Source organism: Flagellimonas marinaquae (assembly GCF_023716465.1).
In the GTDB taxonomy this organism is placed as follows: domain Bacteria; phylum Bacteroidota; class Bacteroidia; order Flavobacteriales; family Flavobacteriaceae; genus Flagellimonas; species Flagellimonas alginolytica.
In genome coordinates this window covers 1445352-1460715 of the sequence record NZ_CP092415.1, presented here as the reverse complement: position 1 = coordinate 1460715, position 15364 = coordinate 1445352, and the positions used below count along the sequence as shown (strand labels likewise).

The window sequence follows — 15364 nt, the reverse complement described above, 5'->3', positions numbered from 1 at the left end:
GTTAGGCCGCAGTTTCCTCTTCAGTTTTGTCTATTAACACTTGGCCTCGGTAGTACAATTTACCTTCGTGCCAGTGAGCTCTGTGGAACAAGTGCATTTCACCTGTTGTTGAGTCTTTGGCAATTGTTGGCGCAACTGCTTTGTAGTGGGTTCTTCTTTTATCCCTTCTGGTTTTCGATATTTTTCTCTTAGGATGTGCCATTATTAACCTATTTATCCGTTAGTAACTTTTTTAAATCGTCCCATCTGGGATCTGTTTTTTCTGATGATGTGGTTTTCTCTTTTGGCTGAAGCTCTTCCAGCTTGTCCAAGATATCCGATTGGAGCGAACCGTCTTCCACACCGGGATGAACCCTTTTTTGTGGGACGGCCAGTACCAGCATCTCATAAATATACTGTGCAATGTTGAACTGGTGTTCGCCATGGGGAATGATCAAGATTTCATCATCTTCATCGTTGTACTCTTCGCCAAATTTGACGACGAGCTTTAAATCGGAGTCGATAGGTTGGTCGAAAGGTTCGCCAGTTAGATCGCAATCCACATTTACAGTTCCCTTGGCTTTTATCCGTAGTTCCATCATGGTGCTCATTTTTTCCAAAATGGCATCTACATGAACGGAAGCTCCGTTAAATTCTTGGTAGTCAAAAGATTCAAAGAACGCATCATCGATTTCGTACACAAATTTATGTTCTCCCAGCTTCAGACCTGAAAAAGGGATCATATACTCTTTCAGCTTCATCATTTCTACACTTAAGGTTTGTGTACCAGCCTTTAAAGGCGGGTGCAAAGATACTACTAATTTACAAAACTGCAATTCTTACAACAACAAATATCCAAATTGCTTCTAACTTTTTAATTGCCACGCTTCATTTTTTGTTTTTGCAACGGGTTTTTGTGCAAGTCCAAGTATTCGGTCCTGTTTTTAAACACTTGGATTCCAGTAAATACCGCCTCTTTAAAAGAGCTTTCGTCGGCCATTCCTTTTCCTGCTATTTCATAGGCAGTTCCATGGTCGGGAGAAGTCCTTACCTTATCCAATCCGGCCGTGTAATTTACTCCCTTTCCAAAGGAAAGCGTCTTAAAAGGGATCAAACCTTGGTCGTGATAGGCTGCCAAAACGGCATCAAACCCCTTATGGTTATCGGAGCCAAAAAAGCTATCTGCGGAATAAGGGCCATAAACCAAAGTACCTTTGTTAAAAAGTTCTTGTATTGTGGGCTTAAGTACTTTATCATCTTCTTCACCTATGGTCCCGTTGTCTCCGGAATGCGGATTGATTCCCAACATTGCAATCTTGGGCCGTCGAATCCCAAAATCCATTTTTAAGGATTTCTCCATAATGGCAATTTTGTTACGGATTAATTTAGGCGTAATGGTTTTGGCCACATCTTTAACGGCGATGTGGTCGGTTAACAAACCAACGCGCAACTCGTTGGTTACCATAAACATTAAGCTTTCACCTTTAAGTTCTTGGGCAAGGAAGTCCGTATGGCCGGGGAAATTAAAGTCCTCCGATTGTATGTTGTTTTTGTTGATGGGCGCCGTTACCAACACATCGATTTTATCCTCTTTCAAAGCAGCAACGGCCGCTCGTAGGGAGCGTATGGCATAATCGCCCCCTTGCTTTGTGGCCTCCCCATAGGCAATGTTCGGCATCTCTTTCCAAACATTTACTATGTTGATTTTGCCTTCCAGTGCTTGATCGGCATCCCTAACACCATTGAATTTTATGTTAAGGCCCAAATCTTTGATCTGTTGTGAAATAGTTTTATTGGACGCAAAGAATACCGGCGTACAAAAGTCCAACATACGAGGGTCTTCAAACGTTTTTAGTGCCACTTCGCACCCAATTCCATTAATGTCCCCAATAGAGATCCCTAACTTTATTTTTTGATTTTCCTTCATAAAATGAACGCTGTTATGGCTACTTTTGCATTACAAAACTAGTCAATTAATAATACACATGTTCACAGGGATCATTGAGACTTTGGGTAAGGTTGAAAAGATAGAAAAAGATGGGGGAAATCTCCATATTACCGTTAGGGCCGAGATTACCTCGGAGTTGAAGATAGACCAAAGCGTTTCGCACAATGGGGTCTGCCTCACCGTAGTGTCCTTGGACGGGGATAATTATACCGTAACGGCAATCGAGGAAACCTTGAGCAAAACCAATTTGGGCGAGTTAAAAGTTGGCGATGAGGTAAATTTAGAGCGAGCTATGGTGTTGGGCGCCCGATTGGACGGTCATATTGTGCAGGGCCACGTAGATCAAACGGCCGTTTGCCAATCCATTGATCAAAAAGACGGAAGCTGGATCTACACTTTTGAGTACAATCCCCATGTAAACAATGTGACCATAGAAAAAGGATCCATTACCGTGGACGGTGTAAGTTTAACAGTGGTAAACTCACAGAAGAACAGCTTTAGTGTCGCAATTATACCCTACACTTACGAACACACCCGATTTCATGCCTACAAAGTAGGTTCTACCGTAAACTTGGAGTTTGATGTGGTCGGAAAGTATGTTTCGAGGTTATTGGAACTGCGAGACTAAGTCGATTAGAATACATTTTTCATTCCCCGCCAAATTCTCAAAAGTATGAATGTGGCTACCAATACCAAGATACTGAGCCCCATGGCCAAAGGATAATTGCCGTAGATCCAATTTCCGGTAGCAAAAAGACAACCATAAACCAAAATACAACCAACGATCATGGCCAAAACACCGGATGGGACGCTCCATTTCACATTTTCATCATCCAAAGAAATGCCTTCGGCCTTAGCTTCTTCATGAAGCTTTTTCCATCCTGGGCCACCAGGTTTTGTGGTTTTGTAGAAACGGTAGAGCACTTTGTTTTCTTCTGGTTTGGTCAAAAATGTAGTGGCTAACCATAAAATAGTGGTAATAAGAACAACCAGTGGAAATTTGCTCCATGTGGGGAAAGGAGCCCCGTCTGATAAAAAGAGGACATCTTCATATTGCCAGAATACTATTGAAATAATTCCGGATGAGAACATTGCCACTATTTCGCTCCACGCATTTATTCGCCACCAGAACCATCTCAATAAAAAGATAAGTCCAGTACCTGCCCCGAACATAATGATTATATCGAATAGCTGGGTCGCATTGCTAAGTTCCAAAGCGAATAGACTGCTCAGGACCATCAGGACGACCGTGGAAATCCGTCCCACATTAACCAACTCTTTTTCGGAAGCTTTTTTGTTGACCTGCTGTTTGTAAAAATCATTCACAATATAAGAGGATCCCCAATTAAGGTGGGTGGAGATGGTTGACATATATGCCGCTCCCAACGATGCCAATACCAGTCCCAATAGTCCTGTGGGCAGCATGGTAAGCATGGCAGAGTAGGCCAGATCATTTTTGAGGATGTTTTCCGGCACATCGGGAAAGGCTTGCCGGATACTTTCCAAATCCGGAAATACAACAATAGACGCCAATGCTACCAATATCCATGGCCAGGGTCTAAGGGCATAATGCAAAATGTTGAAGAAAAAGGTTGCTCCAATGGCATGGTTTTCATTTTTTGCGGCCAGCATACGTTGTGCAATATAACCGCCTCCGCCAGGTTCACCGCCGGGGTACCAAGCACTCCACCATTGGACCGCTAGGGGTATGATCAATAAACTTATCAAAGCATCGGTATCCGAAAAATCGGGAAGTATCGACATTTTTTCCTGTACCTGTGTATTGGCCAAAATATTGTCCAGCCCACCAACTTCTGGCATATTCACCAAATATACCGCGGCTCCAATGGCACCGCCCATAGCAACAAAAAACAGAATGAAATCTGTGTAGACCACACCTCTAAACCCTCCAATGGCACTAAAGACCACAGTTACGGTGCCACCGATAAGAACGGTTTCAACAGGTTCCAGACCGAGCATTACCTGCCCAATTTTGATAGCGGCCAAGGTTACGGCCGACATGGCCATTACATTAAAGACCACACCAAGATATAAAGACCGGAACCCTCTTAAGAAATGAGCAGGTTTTCCTCCATATCTAAGGTCATAAAACTCCATATCGGTAGCGACATTGGATTTTCTCCATAGTTTGGCATATACAAAAACCGTGAGCAGGCCGGTAAGTAAAAAGGCCCACCAGCCCCAGTTTCCGGATACACCGTCCGTCCGTACAAAATCCGTTACCAGGTTGGGGGTGTCGGTAGAGAAAGTGGTAGCCACCATCGAGAACCCTAAAAGCCACCAAGGCATGCTGCGCCCCGATAAAAAGTACTCAGCCGTGTTTTTGCCAGATGTTTTGGATACGTATATTCCAATAAAGAGAACAAGGGCAAAAAACCCAAAAATGATGATGTAATCTAAAAGTTCTAGTTTCATTTGCTTGGTTTGGCTGGAGTTAAAGATAGCTTTTTTGGGTTACTTTTGTGTACCTCTAAAAATGCTACATGCTTCTCTCTGCTTTTTCCGATATATCTGTTACTGCTTGGGCCATGGCCGCTACAGCGGCTTTTTTAATGGGTGTTTCCAAGGCCGGACTTAAAGGGATGTCCATTTTTAATGTAACCCTTATGGCATTGGCTTTCGGTTCGCGTGCATCTACGGGGCTCTTTATTCCCTTGTTGATCGTGGGCGATGTTTTTGCCGTGGTCTATTACAACCGGCATACCCAATGGAAATACATTATAAAATTTATTCCATGGATGATCTTGGGGATCTTGGCCGGGGTATTTATTGGAAAAGATCTGCCAGAGCGCGAATTTAAATGGGGCATGGTGGTAGTGATATTTATTAGTTTGGGGATGCTGATCTGGTGGGATCGCAGGAAGTCCAAAAAGGTCCCTACCCATTGGTTGTTTTCCGGCTCCATGGGCGTTTTGGCGGGGATTTGCACCATGATTGGGAATTTGGCGGGAGCATTTACCAATATTTTCTTTTTGGCCATGCGATTGCCAAAAAATGAATTTGTGGGCACGGCGGCATGGCTGTTTTTTATTACCAACCTGTTTAAACTGCCTTTTCATGTTTTTGTTTGGAAAACAATCTCGGCAGATAGCCTATTGATTAATTTGAGATTATTGCCGGCAATTGGAGGCGGTTTGATCTTAGGTGTTTTTTTGGTGAAGAAGATCAACGAAAAAAATTACAAACGCTTTATTTTGATCGTAACCGCGATTGGTGCCGTGGCGATTTTGTTTAAGTGAGAGGATATCATGGATTTTCATCAATCTGAAACCCATACAGAACGATAGGTTTCACATTCTTTACAAGAAAAAAAACCGCATCAATTTGATGCGGTTTTCCTTTATACATTAAGATGCTCTTCTACTCTGAAGCACCTTCATAAATCGCATTAAAAATCAATTTGTAAGTGCCGCGTGGCTGTGCCCTAAATTGCGGACGGAAGGCAAACAAGATGGCCGCACCTTTTCCGTACTTGGCTTTTACCATTGCCGGCTTTTTTGCTATATAGCGATCTTCGCCCATGGCCCAGCCGCTCATCAACAGATCTTTTGCAGCATAGTTAACAATAACTTCGACTTCGGGGGCAGGGGCATCTTTAATGTCCTCTTTTCCGCCTTCGCCCGTTTTTCTCTGTTTGTTTATGGTAAAGGCCCTGCTCCTGTTAAAGGAAACGGCAACGGTGTCCTTCATACCGAAGGCCAACGGATGAGAAGTATCCACTCCGGCCTTGATCAAGGAGCCGGGAATAAAGAAATCGTTGTTGTCGGCGCCTTTTACGGCATCGCGCAATGGCAAACCAAATTGTTCTATCACAAAATCACTGGCGGCATCAAAAGCAATCAAGGTTCCGCCTTCCTCAACATAGTTGCTCAACGCCAATGTTCCTTTAAGCCCAATTCCTCCCGTGAATTTCTCGGGCATGCTCATTGTATTGTGTCCGTGCAAAATGGAGCTTGCTCTTTGCGATGGGATAATAATGGCATCATACTGCGATAAATCCTTGGTTTTTATGTCGGCATCGTGCAAGGTATCCATATCAAACTCATATTCGTCCATGATAAAGCGTGTCCAACCTTCATCCATATTGGCCACCCAAGACTTGTACAAACCTACTTTGGGCAAATGGATTTTTTTGAGTTGTACTTCTGGTTTTGCGGACAGTCCAGTGAATTCCAATCCGAATTCATCTGCTAGTGATTCCATCAATTCCTTATCTCCAGAAACAATGTAGGATCCTGCCGGAAAGGTTTTCTTGCCCGCTTTGAACTCGGTCATGCTCTTGTGTGCCGTACCTCCTGCCTTTAGTATTTTGTTTGTTGCGATTACGGAGGCATTGGTGTTTACGTTAAGTGCATATCCGAAGGAACCATTTCGGTTTAAGGTACCTTCGTAATAGTTAACCAAGCCCGATACTTTTTCGGTAGGTGCTTTAAAAGGCTTTTCTATTTTAGCGACCTCAATTCCCATTTGCATGGGCAATGTCCATCCTGCCAAATCATAAGGGGTGTCCGGAGGACCGCCCGGATATTGAAAGCGGGTGGGGTAGTTTTGCTTTTCCATGAGGTCTAGCAAGTACGGTCTAAACGCCTGTGCGGTATAGATTAAGTAAGAACCTTTTTCGTATTCTACACCGTTCACCGTAAAATCCTTGGTGGCTCTTTGGACTTCGATTCCGCCTCTGAGCAAAACATTTACCAAATTTACGGCCTCAAAGGAATCCCATTGTTCTTTACCGATAATGTAAGCATACAGACCTTCTGTTTTGCCTTTATCGACAGAAGATTTACCCATTTTGTAGATGTTGTACAGGTAGTTGCTCTTACGGTCGGCAGCAAGGTCCAAAGTAGCCCATGTTGCGGTCAACATATAATCAACAGCATCCCTAAAATGGGACTCTCCACCTTTCCATGGGTCTGGGTACATAATGTCGGTGCCATCGGTAGGTGTTCCTCCGGCTACGGTCTTGGGCAATTTCTCAGGGTCGTAATATCGTGGTGTGGGGGAGGCATGCCCTGTTTCGGTCAAAATACCGATCATATTATGGTAATAGGGCACGGTACGTGCTCCACCGTTCCAGAACATTGTATAAAAGTTATCGGCAATGGCTCCGGGCATATTTTCCAAAGAAAAACGTTTGGACATGGCAGAACCAACTTCGCTTACTCCTGATGTAATTGCCGGATGTATTCTTGGGTTTACTGGGTCGGCATAGGGAGGAATGGAAATCTTGGTCCAAGATGGTGAAGTCTGATGATGATTAAAAACAATCTGCGGGTACCACTCGTTGTACAGTATTTTGGTAACATTGTAGGTTTCCGGTAGGTTGTTCATAAACCAATCACGGTTATTGTCGTGCCCCATATAATAGTGGTAAAGAATCGGGGGGCGAGATGTTTCGTAAGGTGTCCCCAAGTTTTTACGGTACCAATCAGCGACGATATCCAGACCATCGGGGTTCATATTGGGCATAATAATGGTAATCACATTATTCCTTATCTTTTTCATTTCCTCTGTTTCGGAAGTGGCCAAGGTGTATGCCATTTCCGGAGTAACTTGTGTACCTGCCAGTTCCGTAGAGTGGATACCGCCATCCACCCAAACAATGGCTTTTCCTTCTTCGGACAATTTTACGGCTTCTTGTTCGCCCACTTGCACGCGCGCCAATTTGGTGCTGATATCCTTCCATTTATCCAACTGTGCCAAGTTTTCTTCCGAGGAAACAAAAACAATATACATTTTGCGACCTAAAACAGTCTCACCGATCTCTTGCATTTTTACCCTGCTGGAAGCATTGTCCAGCTTCATCAAGTAATCTTCGATCTGTGAATAATCAGCCAATTTATAATCGGCACCTAATTTAAATCCAAATACATCTTCTGGTTTGGGAACATTCTGGGCTATTGAAAATGCAGCACAGAACAAAAACAAAACGGTGGAGTACAGTAGTGTTTTTAAGCTTTTAGTTTTAGAAATCATTTTATGAATTAGTTTAATATGCTTGAAATTTAAGCATTTGTATTGAGGAAATTAAATGGATATGATATCAATTTATCACAGATGTTTTTTTTGAAGGGTTGGTAATTCTGTGAGTTAATAACTGAAAAATTATCAGTTTCCCAAATCGGGACGCTTACGGGATATCTTTTTCTCTGCGGTTTTCTTTTTGGACTTTAACCGTTTTTCTTTAGAAGTTTTGGTGGGTTTGGTCGCTTTTCGCTTTTTAGGGATTATCAATGCATTTTTTAGAATGTCGAAAAAACGTTTGACTACAAGGTCTTTGTTGCGGTGTTGACTGCGAGCTTCGTCGCATTGCAAAATTAAAGCGCTATCTTGGGTAAGTCGGGATTGTAGTTTAAGAAGTATCCGTTGTTTTTCCCTATCGGATAGTCCTTGCGAAGTAGAAATATTAAAAGTGAGTTCCACTTTCGAAGAAACTTTGTTTACGTGTTGCCCACCGGCACCACTGCTTCGCATGGCCTTGAACTGAAGTTCCCTATGAATTTGTTTTTTGTCCAACCTGAAGCCTTTTGTTAATGGTCTTCAAAGATACATTAAGAAAAATGGTTGTTCCTTCCTCCTGTTTTTTCTCGGAGTTGAAGAAAATGATGGTTCCATCTATAGCTGTTCCTTCATTCAGGTAATGGCCGCCACTAAAAAAACTTTGTCTTACCTCCACTTGTAGGCCCGAAGAATCGGAAAATTTGAATTCGTGTGGATAGACCAACACCGATTTATCGATTTCGGAATAAGATTTCAATAACTTCATGGGCACTTGGTTCACTTGTCCGAACAAAGAGGCTGTGTAATAATTGGGTGGATTGTTGTACAGGTCTTTGGTGTTTTCATTGGCGATTATTGTACCGTTTTCCAAGATAAGGGTGCGCTCAGCGAAGGGAAGTACATCACTGGGGTCGTGGCTTGCCGTAAGTACGGTAATGCCTTGTTTTTTTAGGTATAAAAAAAGATTTCTCCTAAGGGAACTGCGCTTAAAGTTATCGATATGGCCAAAAGGTTCGTCCAAAAGCAAGACTTCTGGTTCTTGCGCCAATACCCGGGCAAGTGCCACACGCTGCTGTTGGCCTCCACTGAGAAATTTTACTTTGGTCTTGGCATATGGCATCATTTCGATAAGCTCCAACAATTCGTTGATTCTTTCCTCGTGTGTTTCCCGCTCAAAAACAGAAAGGAACTGACCTATATTTTCTTCTACGGAGATGAATGGCATCAAATCAAAATCTTGGGCCAAATATTTCATGTATGGCTCTCCGGGAACCAGATTAAAATTGGGTCCAAGAGCTTCTTTTTCGCCCCAAAAAACAGAGCCTTCTTCTACATGGAGCAGCCCGTAGATGATTTTCAGCAAGGTGCTTTTTCCAGAGCCGCTTTCGCCCATTAAGGCCACATGCTCCCCTGGAGCAACGTCAAAAGCAATATCCTTTAAAATGGCCCGGTTTTTATAACCGAAAGAATTTATTTGAACTTTTAGCATAAACGTGTAAAAAGCTGTTCAGAAGCTATGTTTGTCAACCTGAACTTGTTTCAGGTTCTCACATTATGTTGTTTTTAATGTATAAGATTCTGAAATAAATTCAGAATGACGTTTTAAGTTACTTTCTGAACAGCCTATAATATGTCAATCTTTAAACTCTTTGAGCACTGCTTGGTTGGGCAATTCATCAAATCCCATATTGAACAGCGTAAACCCGAAGATGTCGGCATACTGTTCAATGGTCTTGCTTACCGGGGTGCCCGCTCCATGTCCTGCATTGGTCTCGATTCGGATCAAAGTAGGTTGGTCTCCGGCTTGTTTTTCCTGTAATTCGGCAGCAAATTTAAAACTGTGCGCTGGAACCACGCGATCATCGTGATCTCCTGTAGTGACCAAAGTAGCTGGGTAGGCAGTACCTTCTTTTACGTTGTGCACGGGAGAATATCCTTTAATGTAGTTGAACATTTCTTCGTTATCCTCGGAAGTTCCATAATCGTAGGCCCATCCTGCACCAGCAGTAAACGTGTGATAGCGTAACATGTCCATTACACCTACGGCAGGCAAAGCCACTTGCATTAGATCGGGTCGCTGGGTCATGGTTGCACCCACCAAAAGACCACCATTAGATCCTCCACGGATGGCCAAATATTCTTTTGAGGTGTATTTGTTTTCGATCAAATATTCGGCAGCGGCGATGAAGTCATCGAACACATTCTGTTTTTGAAGCTTGGTGCCCGCATCGTGCCATTTTTTGCCGTACTCCCCACCTCCTCTTAGGTTGGGAACGGCATACACGCCGCCTTGCTCCATCCAAACAGCATTTACTATGCTGAAAGAGGGTGTAAGGCTCACATTAAAACCGCCATAGCCGTATAGGATGGTCGGGTTTTTTCCGTTAAGTTCCGTTCCTTTTTTATAGGTAATGATCATAGGCACTTTAGTGCCGTCCTTGGAGTTGTAGAAAACTTGTTTTGATTCGTAGTTGTCCGGATCAAAATCAATCTGAGGCTTCCAATATTGCTCGTACTCCCCAGTTTCCACATTGTATTTGTAAGTGGATCCAGGTGTATTGTAATTGGTAAAGGAGAAATAAAATTCCTTGTCCTCCTTTTTGCCGCCAAACCCACCTGCGCTTCCTACGCCTGGCAGCTCAACTTCTCGGATTAATTTTCCGTCATAATCGTATTGGAGTACTTTGGAAATGGCGTCTACCATGTATTCGGTAAAGAAATATCCTCCTCCGGTTCCTGCGGTCAAAACATTTTCTGTTTCTGGGATAAGGTCTTTCCAATTATCGGGAGTAGGGTTGGATGCATCTACAACGACCACCTTTTTGTTGGGAGCCTCACGGTTGGTTACCAAATAGAGTTTTGACCCTTCGTTTTCGATAACATAAGTATCGGAATCAGTGTCGTCCAAAATAGTCACTAGTTCAGGATTATCTTGGGAGAGGTCCATCAGAAACAATTTATTGCCCGATGTTGATACCGAAGCGGAAATGAACAAATACTTCTGATCTTCCGAAACATAACCGCCTACGTAACGGTGTTTTTCCTCATCAGTTCCACCAAATATGATCTTATCTTCAGATTGTGGTGTTCCCAATTTGTGGTAATACAATTTGTGTTGGTCCGTTTTTGCTGAAAGCTCGCTTCCTTCGGGCTTGTCGTAGCTGGAGTAAAAGAAACCATCGTTTCCTTTCCACGAAATTCCACTGAACTTGATATCCACCAAGGTATCCTCAACTATTTCCATGGATTCGGCATTGATCACAATGCCCTTGCGCCAATCGCTCCCTCCTTCGGAAATAAGGTAGGCGGCTTTGGAACCGTCTTTGGTAAAACTTAGGCCCATTAAAGATGTAGTACCATCCTCGGAAAAAGTGTTAGGGTCCAAAAAGACCTCTTCTTTACCATCGTCTTTTTTACGGTAAACCACATATTGGTTCTGTAGACCGTTGTTTTTGTAGTAATAGGTATAATCTCCTTCTTTGAATGGGGAGCCTACTTTTTCGTAGTTCCAAAGTTTTTCCAGTCGGTTTTTAAGATCCTTGCGGAATGGAATTTTATCCAAATAACCAAAAGTCGTGGCATTTTGCTGTTTTACCCATGCTTCGGTTTCTTCGCTGCGATCATCCTCCAACCAACGATATGGGTCGGGAACTTCTGTACCGAAGTAATTATCTACGGTATCAACTTTTTTGGTAGTGGGGTAGGTCACGGTAATAGGTTCTCTTTGTTTTGTAGTTTCTTGGCAGGCTGCAAACAAAACCAAAGCAGCCAACAGACTAATGTTTTTCATGTTTTATCGGATTGATTCTGATAAAAATACCACAAAAGACATAAACCAATTGGCTGCAATCGATGCTTTAACGAAATTTATGAAATTAGTTCAGATGTATTCGAAACCAGATTGTTCTTTACCAAATACTCCGCAATCTGCACTGCATTGGTTGCAGCCCCTTTTCTTAGGTTGTCCGCCACGATCCACATGTTCAATGTGTTGGGTTGTGTCTCGTCCCTTCTAATTCTACCAACAAAAACATCGTCCTTCCCGTTGGCAAAAACAGGCATGGGGTAAGTGTTTGTTTCTGGATTGTCCTGCACTACGATACCGGGGGTTTTACTGAGGAGCTTTCGAACTTCGGCCAAATCAAAGTCGTTGTGAAACTCTACATTTACGGATTCGGAGTGCCCGCCAGCGGTTGGAATACGTACAGCAGTCGCGGTAACGGAAAAGGTGCGGTCGTCCAATATTTTTTGAGGCTCTCGAGCCAGTTTCATCTCTTCTTTGGTATACCCGTTTTCCAAGAAAACGTCGCAATGGGGCAAGGCGTTTCGGTTGATGGGGTAGGGATAGGCCATTTCCCCTTCGATGCCCGCGGCTTCGTTTTCCATTTGTTCCACAGCTTTGACCCCTGTTCCCGAAACGGATTGATAGGTGGAAACTACGACACGTTTCATCTGGTATTTTTTGTGCAAAGGGTCTAAAGCCAGCACCATTTGAATGGTGGAACAGTTGGGATTTGCTATGATTTTGTCGTCTGCGGTCAATTCACTGGCATTGATTTCTGGTACCACCAATTTTTTGGTGGGGTCCATACGCCAAGCTGAGGAGTTATCGATAACCGTAGTTCCGACTTCTGCAAATTTGGGCGCCCATTCGAGCGAAGTGTCTCCACCGGCCGAAAAAATGGCAATATCGGGTCGAGCGGCTACCGCATCTGCCAAGCCGATTACGGTATGCTCCTCGTTTTTGTAAGTCAATTTTTTGCCAACGGAACGCTCCGAGGCAACCAACAACAATTCTGAAATTGGGAAGTTACGCTCTTCCAATACTTTCAACATCACTTCGCCTACCATTCCGGTGGCTCCAACAACTGCTACTTTCATCTTAAAACTATTTCTTGTAGCAAAGGTAATTCAGTCAGCGGTTTAAACAAGCATATATAGTTTCATTTATAAAAAAATAACAAAACGTTATAAATAAAACAACCATCAATGTATTAGCGAAACACATTGATGGTTTTTAAAGGTTATTTTGATGTAGCGGAGTGCTGAATTATTTTCAGCATCAACGATTTTTATTTTTTCAACAAATCGCGGATTTCGGCCAAGAGTTCCTCTTGGGACGGTCCTTTCGGAGCTTCTGGCGCAGGTTCCTCTTTTTTCTTCATTTTGTTTACGCCTTTTACAATAAGGAACATAACAAATGCAACGATAATAAAATCGATAACATTGGTTAAGAACGAACCGTACAATACGGCAATTTCGCCTACAATTTCTCCGGCATCATTTGGTGTGCCTTCAGTGATCACATATTTCAAATCGTTGAAATCTGAGTTGAACAATAATCCGATCAAAGGAGAAACAATTCCTCCGGTAAAAGATGACACTACTTCTTTAAAAGCAGCACCCATAACGAAACCAACGGCGATATCCACCAGGTTTCCTTTCATTGCAAAGTCTTTAAACTCTTTTAAAAATCCCATTTTATAGTCAAGTATTGGTTATATAGAAACAAATTAAGCAAAAAAGCCGTCCATTTGGTTAAAAACACAAACAAATTATTGATTTAAGACCTCTCTTTTTACTCTTTGAGAAATAGCGGTAAGAATTTCATAAGAAATCGTGTTGGCCATGGAGGCCAATTGTTCAGCAGATTTTTCGGAACCAAAAATTATGGCTTCATCTCCCTCTTGGCAGTCAATTTTCGTGACATCTACCATGATCATATCCATACACACATTTCCGATTATAGGAGCCTTTTCCCCATTAATGGTAACAAATCCCTTGCCTTTTCCATACTGACGGCCAATACCATCTGCATGCCCTATGGGCAAAGTAGCACTTTTAATCGCACTGGTTGCTTTAAATGCTCGATTATAGCCTACGGATTGATCGAGTCCAATTTCGTGAATTTGAGAGATTATGGTTTTTAAGGTTGCCACAGGTTGTAGTTGTGCATCCACTTCTGCTTGATTGCCATAGCCATAAAGACCAATTCCACTACGGACCATCTCAAATTGTGCTTCAGGATAATTGATGATTCCCGATGTGTTCAACATATGGCGGATGGGGGCATAGCCCAACTTTTCCGTCATGGCATCGCTTATGTTTTTGAAAGAGCTGATCTGTTTTAAACTGAACACTCGTTCGTTTACATCTTCCGAGGCTACCAAATGAGAAAAAACAGAATTAATTTTTATGCACCTGTTCTCTTTGGTCTTTTCTACGATAGAATCAACATCTGCTTCAGAAAAGCCTAAACGGTTCAGCCCGGTATTGAATTTAATATGGATTGGATAATCCGTTTGTTTTTTTTCTTTTGCCCTGTCCAGAAATTGGTTCAGGATGTTTATGGAATAGATGCTCGGTTCCAATTGATTTGCGATCAAATCATCAAAATTTGAGGCCAATGGATGCAAAACCAAAATAGGTAGTTTTATACCCGATTCCCGAAGTAAAACTCCCTCACTTACGTAGGCTACGGCCAGATAATCGGCACCTAGTTCCTCTAATTTTTGTGCAATGGCCACCATGTCGCTCCCATAGGCAAATGCTTTAACGACCCCTAAGAATTTTGTGTCTGGATCAATTTTGGATCGCAGTACGTTGTAGTTGTGCGTTAGTGCCAACAGGTCCAAAACCAAGGTGGTTTCTCCTACCTTACTCATCCGATTTATTGTTTTTGGCGCTTACTTCTTCTGTGTCCACATCCATTTCTTTTATTTTTTCGCGCAACATGGCCTTGTAGAAAGCAGCCCTGCTCAAGGGTTCATATTCTTCGGTTTCGCCCAAGAGCACCAAGTTGTCGTTTAAGGATTTTCTAAAACTGTAATTGGCCAAATTCCCCGTTCGGGTGCAAACGGCGTGTACTTTAGTGACATATTCGGCGGTCGCCATTAAGGCGGGCATAGGGCCAAAGGGATTTCCTTTAAAGTCCATATCCAATCCGGCGACCACAACGCGGACTCCTCTATTGGCCAAATCGTTGCAAACGGTAACAATTTCCTCATCGAAGAATTGCGCCTCATCGATTCCGACCACATCGCAATCGTCTGCCAAAAGCCTAATATTGGCAGCTGCAGGCACAGGAGTAGATCTAATTTCGTTGGAGTCGTGAGAAATAACGTTTTCTTCGTGGTAGCGTGTGTCCACGATCGGTTTAAAGATCTCTACTTTCTGTTTGGCGAACTGGGCCCGTTTTAAACGTCGAATCAGCTCTTCTGTTTTTCCCGAAAACATGGAGCCGCAAATCACCTCGATCCATCCAAATTGTTCTTTATGGTTTACTGTGTTTTCGAGAAACATAACGTATTTTTGAAAGAAATTGTTTGTTTTCCCGTTATAATGGGACGAGCACAAAGCTACTAAAAAATTGAACCCTTGTTTTCAATAAGATTTTAACCTTTTGTTGATAGGGTT

At 42.8% G+C, this 15364-nt stretch carries 14 protein-coding genes; 2 read left to right on the top strand and 12 right to left on the bottom strand.

Annotated features, from left to right (window positions below):
* Position 1: 1 nt before the first annotated feature.
* The 3 genes from rpmF to pdxA all read right to left on the bottom strand — a co-directional run bounded on the left by rpmF (position 2) and on the right by pdxA (position 1906).
* Positions 2–202, bottom strand: a complete 201-nt coding sequence (gene rpmF / locus MJO53_RS06615; RefSeq protein ID WP_100816683.1) for a 50S ribosomal protein L32 — start codon at positions 200–202, stop codon at positions 2–4.
* Between the two features lie 7 nt (positions 203–209).
* Positions 210–743 carry a YceD family protein gene (locus tag MJO53_RS06610; protein ID WP_252080952.1) on the bottom strand — a complete coding sequence of 178 codons (534 nt, stop codon included), beginning with the start codon at positions 741–743 and terminating at the stop codon, positions 210–212.
* 110 nt (positions 744–853) lie between these two features.
* Positions 854–1906, bottom strand: coding sequence for a 4-hydroxythreonine-4-phosphate dehydrogenase PdxA (pdxA, locus tag MJO53_RS06605; RefSeq protein ID WP_252080951.1), 1053 nt, complete (start codon positions 1904–1906; stop codon positions 854–856).
* A 58-nt stretch (positions 1907–1964) separates the two neighbouring features.
* Here pdxA and MJO53_RS06600 point away from each other — a divergent pair, with 58 nt between their 5' ends.
* On the top strand, positions 1965–2555 hold the full coding sequence (locus MJO53_RS06600) for a riboflavin synthase (RefSeq protein ID WP_252080950.1): 591 nt from the start codon (positions 1965–1967) through the stop codon (positions 2553–2555).
* 5 nt (positions 2556–2560) lie between these two features.
* On the opposite strand, the gene MJO53_RS06595 is transcribed toward MJO53_RS06600, so the two are convergent.
* Complete coding sequence (locus MJO53_RS06595) at positions 2561–4363, bottom strand: sodium:solute symporter family protein (RefSeq protein WP_252080949.1); 1803 nt, start codon at positions 4361–4363, stop codon at positions 2561–2563.
* Between the two features lie 68 nt (positions 4364–4431).
* Here MJO53_RS06595 and MJO53_RS06590 point away from each other — a divergent pair, with 68 nt between their 5' ends.
* The gene (locus MJO53_RS06590; RefSeq protein ID WP_252080948.1) at positions 4432–5187 is read left to right on the top strand and encodes a sulfite exporter TauE/SafE family protein; all 756 of its coding nucleotides are present in this window, start codon (positions 4432–4434) and stop codon (positions 5185–5187) included.
* Positions 5188–5308: 121 nt separating this feature from the next.
* Here MJO53_RS06590 and MJO53_RS06585 read toward each other — a convergent pair whose 3' ends face one another.
* The 8 genes from MJO53_RS06585 to MJO53_RS06550 form a co-directional block, all read right to left on the bottom strand.
* Positions 5309–7924 carry a M14 family metallopeptidase gene (locus MJO53_RS06585; protein ID WP_252080947.1) on the bottom strand — a complete coding sequence of 872 codons (2616 nt, stop codon included), beginning with the start codon at positions 7922–7924 and terminating at the stop codon, positions 5309–5311.
* A 132-nt stretch (positions 7925–8056) separates the two neighbouring features.
* Positions 8057–8464: an alternative ribosome rescue aminoacyl-tRNA hydrolase ArfB gene (arfB, locus tag MJO53_RS06580; protein WP_252080946.1), complete on the bottom strand. Its 408-nt coding sequence runs from the start codon at positions 8462–8464 to the stop codon at positions 8057–8059.
* A complete protein-coding gene (locus MJO53_RS06575; RefSeq protein WP_224836043.1) occupies positions 8442–9437 on the bottom strand; it encodes a sulfate/molybdate ABC transporter ATP-binding protein in 996 nt (331 codons plus the stop codon). Before MJO53_RS06575 ends, arfB begins: the two co-directional genes overlap by 23 nt.
* Before the next feature lie 144 nt (positions 9438–9581).
* The gene (locus tag MJO53_RS06570) at positions 9582–11738 is read right to left on the bottom strand and encodes a prolyl oligopeptidase family serine peptidase (RefSeq protein WP_252080945.1); all 2157 of its coding nucleotides are present in this window, start codon (positions 11736–11738) and stop codon (positions 9582–9584) included.
* Between the two features lie 77 nt (positions 11739–11815).
* Positions 11816–12829 (bottom strand): aspartate-semialdehyde dehydrogenase, encoded by a 1014-nt coding sequence (locus MJO53_RS06565; protein ID WP_252080944.1) that lies wholly within the window; start codon positions 12827–12829, stop codon positions 11816–11818.
* A 191-nt stretch (positions 12830–13020) separates the two neighbouring features.
* Entirely contained in the window at positions 13021–13428 is a 408-nt protein-coding gene (mscL, locus tag MJO53_RS06560; RefSeq protein WP_224836046.1) for a large-conductance mechanosensitive channel protein MscL, read from the bottom strand.
* A gap of 75 nt (positions 13429–13503) precedes the next feature.
* Positions 13504–14613: an alanine racemase gene (alr, locus tag MJO53_RS06555; RefSeq protein WP_252080943.1), complete on the bottom strand. Its 1110-nt coding sequence runs from the start codon at positions 14611–14613 to the stop codon at positions 13504–13506.
* The gene (locus tag MJO53_RS06550; protein WP_252080941.1) at positions 14606–15250 is read right to left on the bottom strand and encodes a thymidine kinase; all 645 of its coding nucleotides are present in this window, start codon (positions 15248–15250) and stop codon (positions 14606–14608) included. Before MJO53_RS06550 ends, alr begins: the two co-directional genes overlap by 8 nt.
* Positions 15251–15364: the final 114 nt, after the last annotated feature.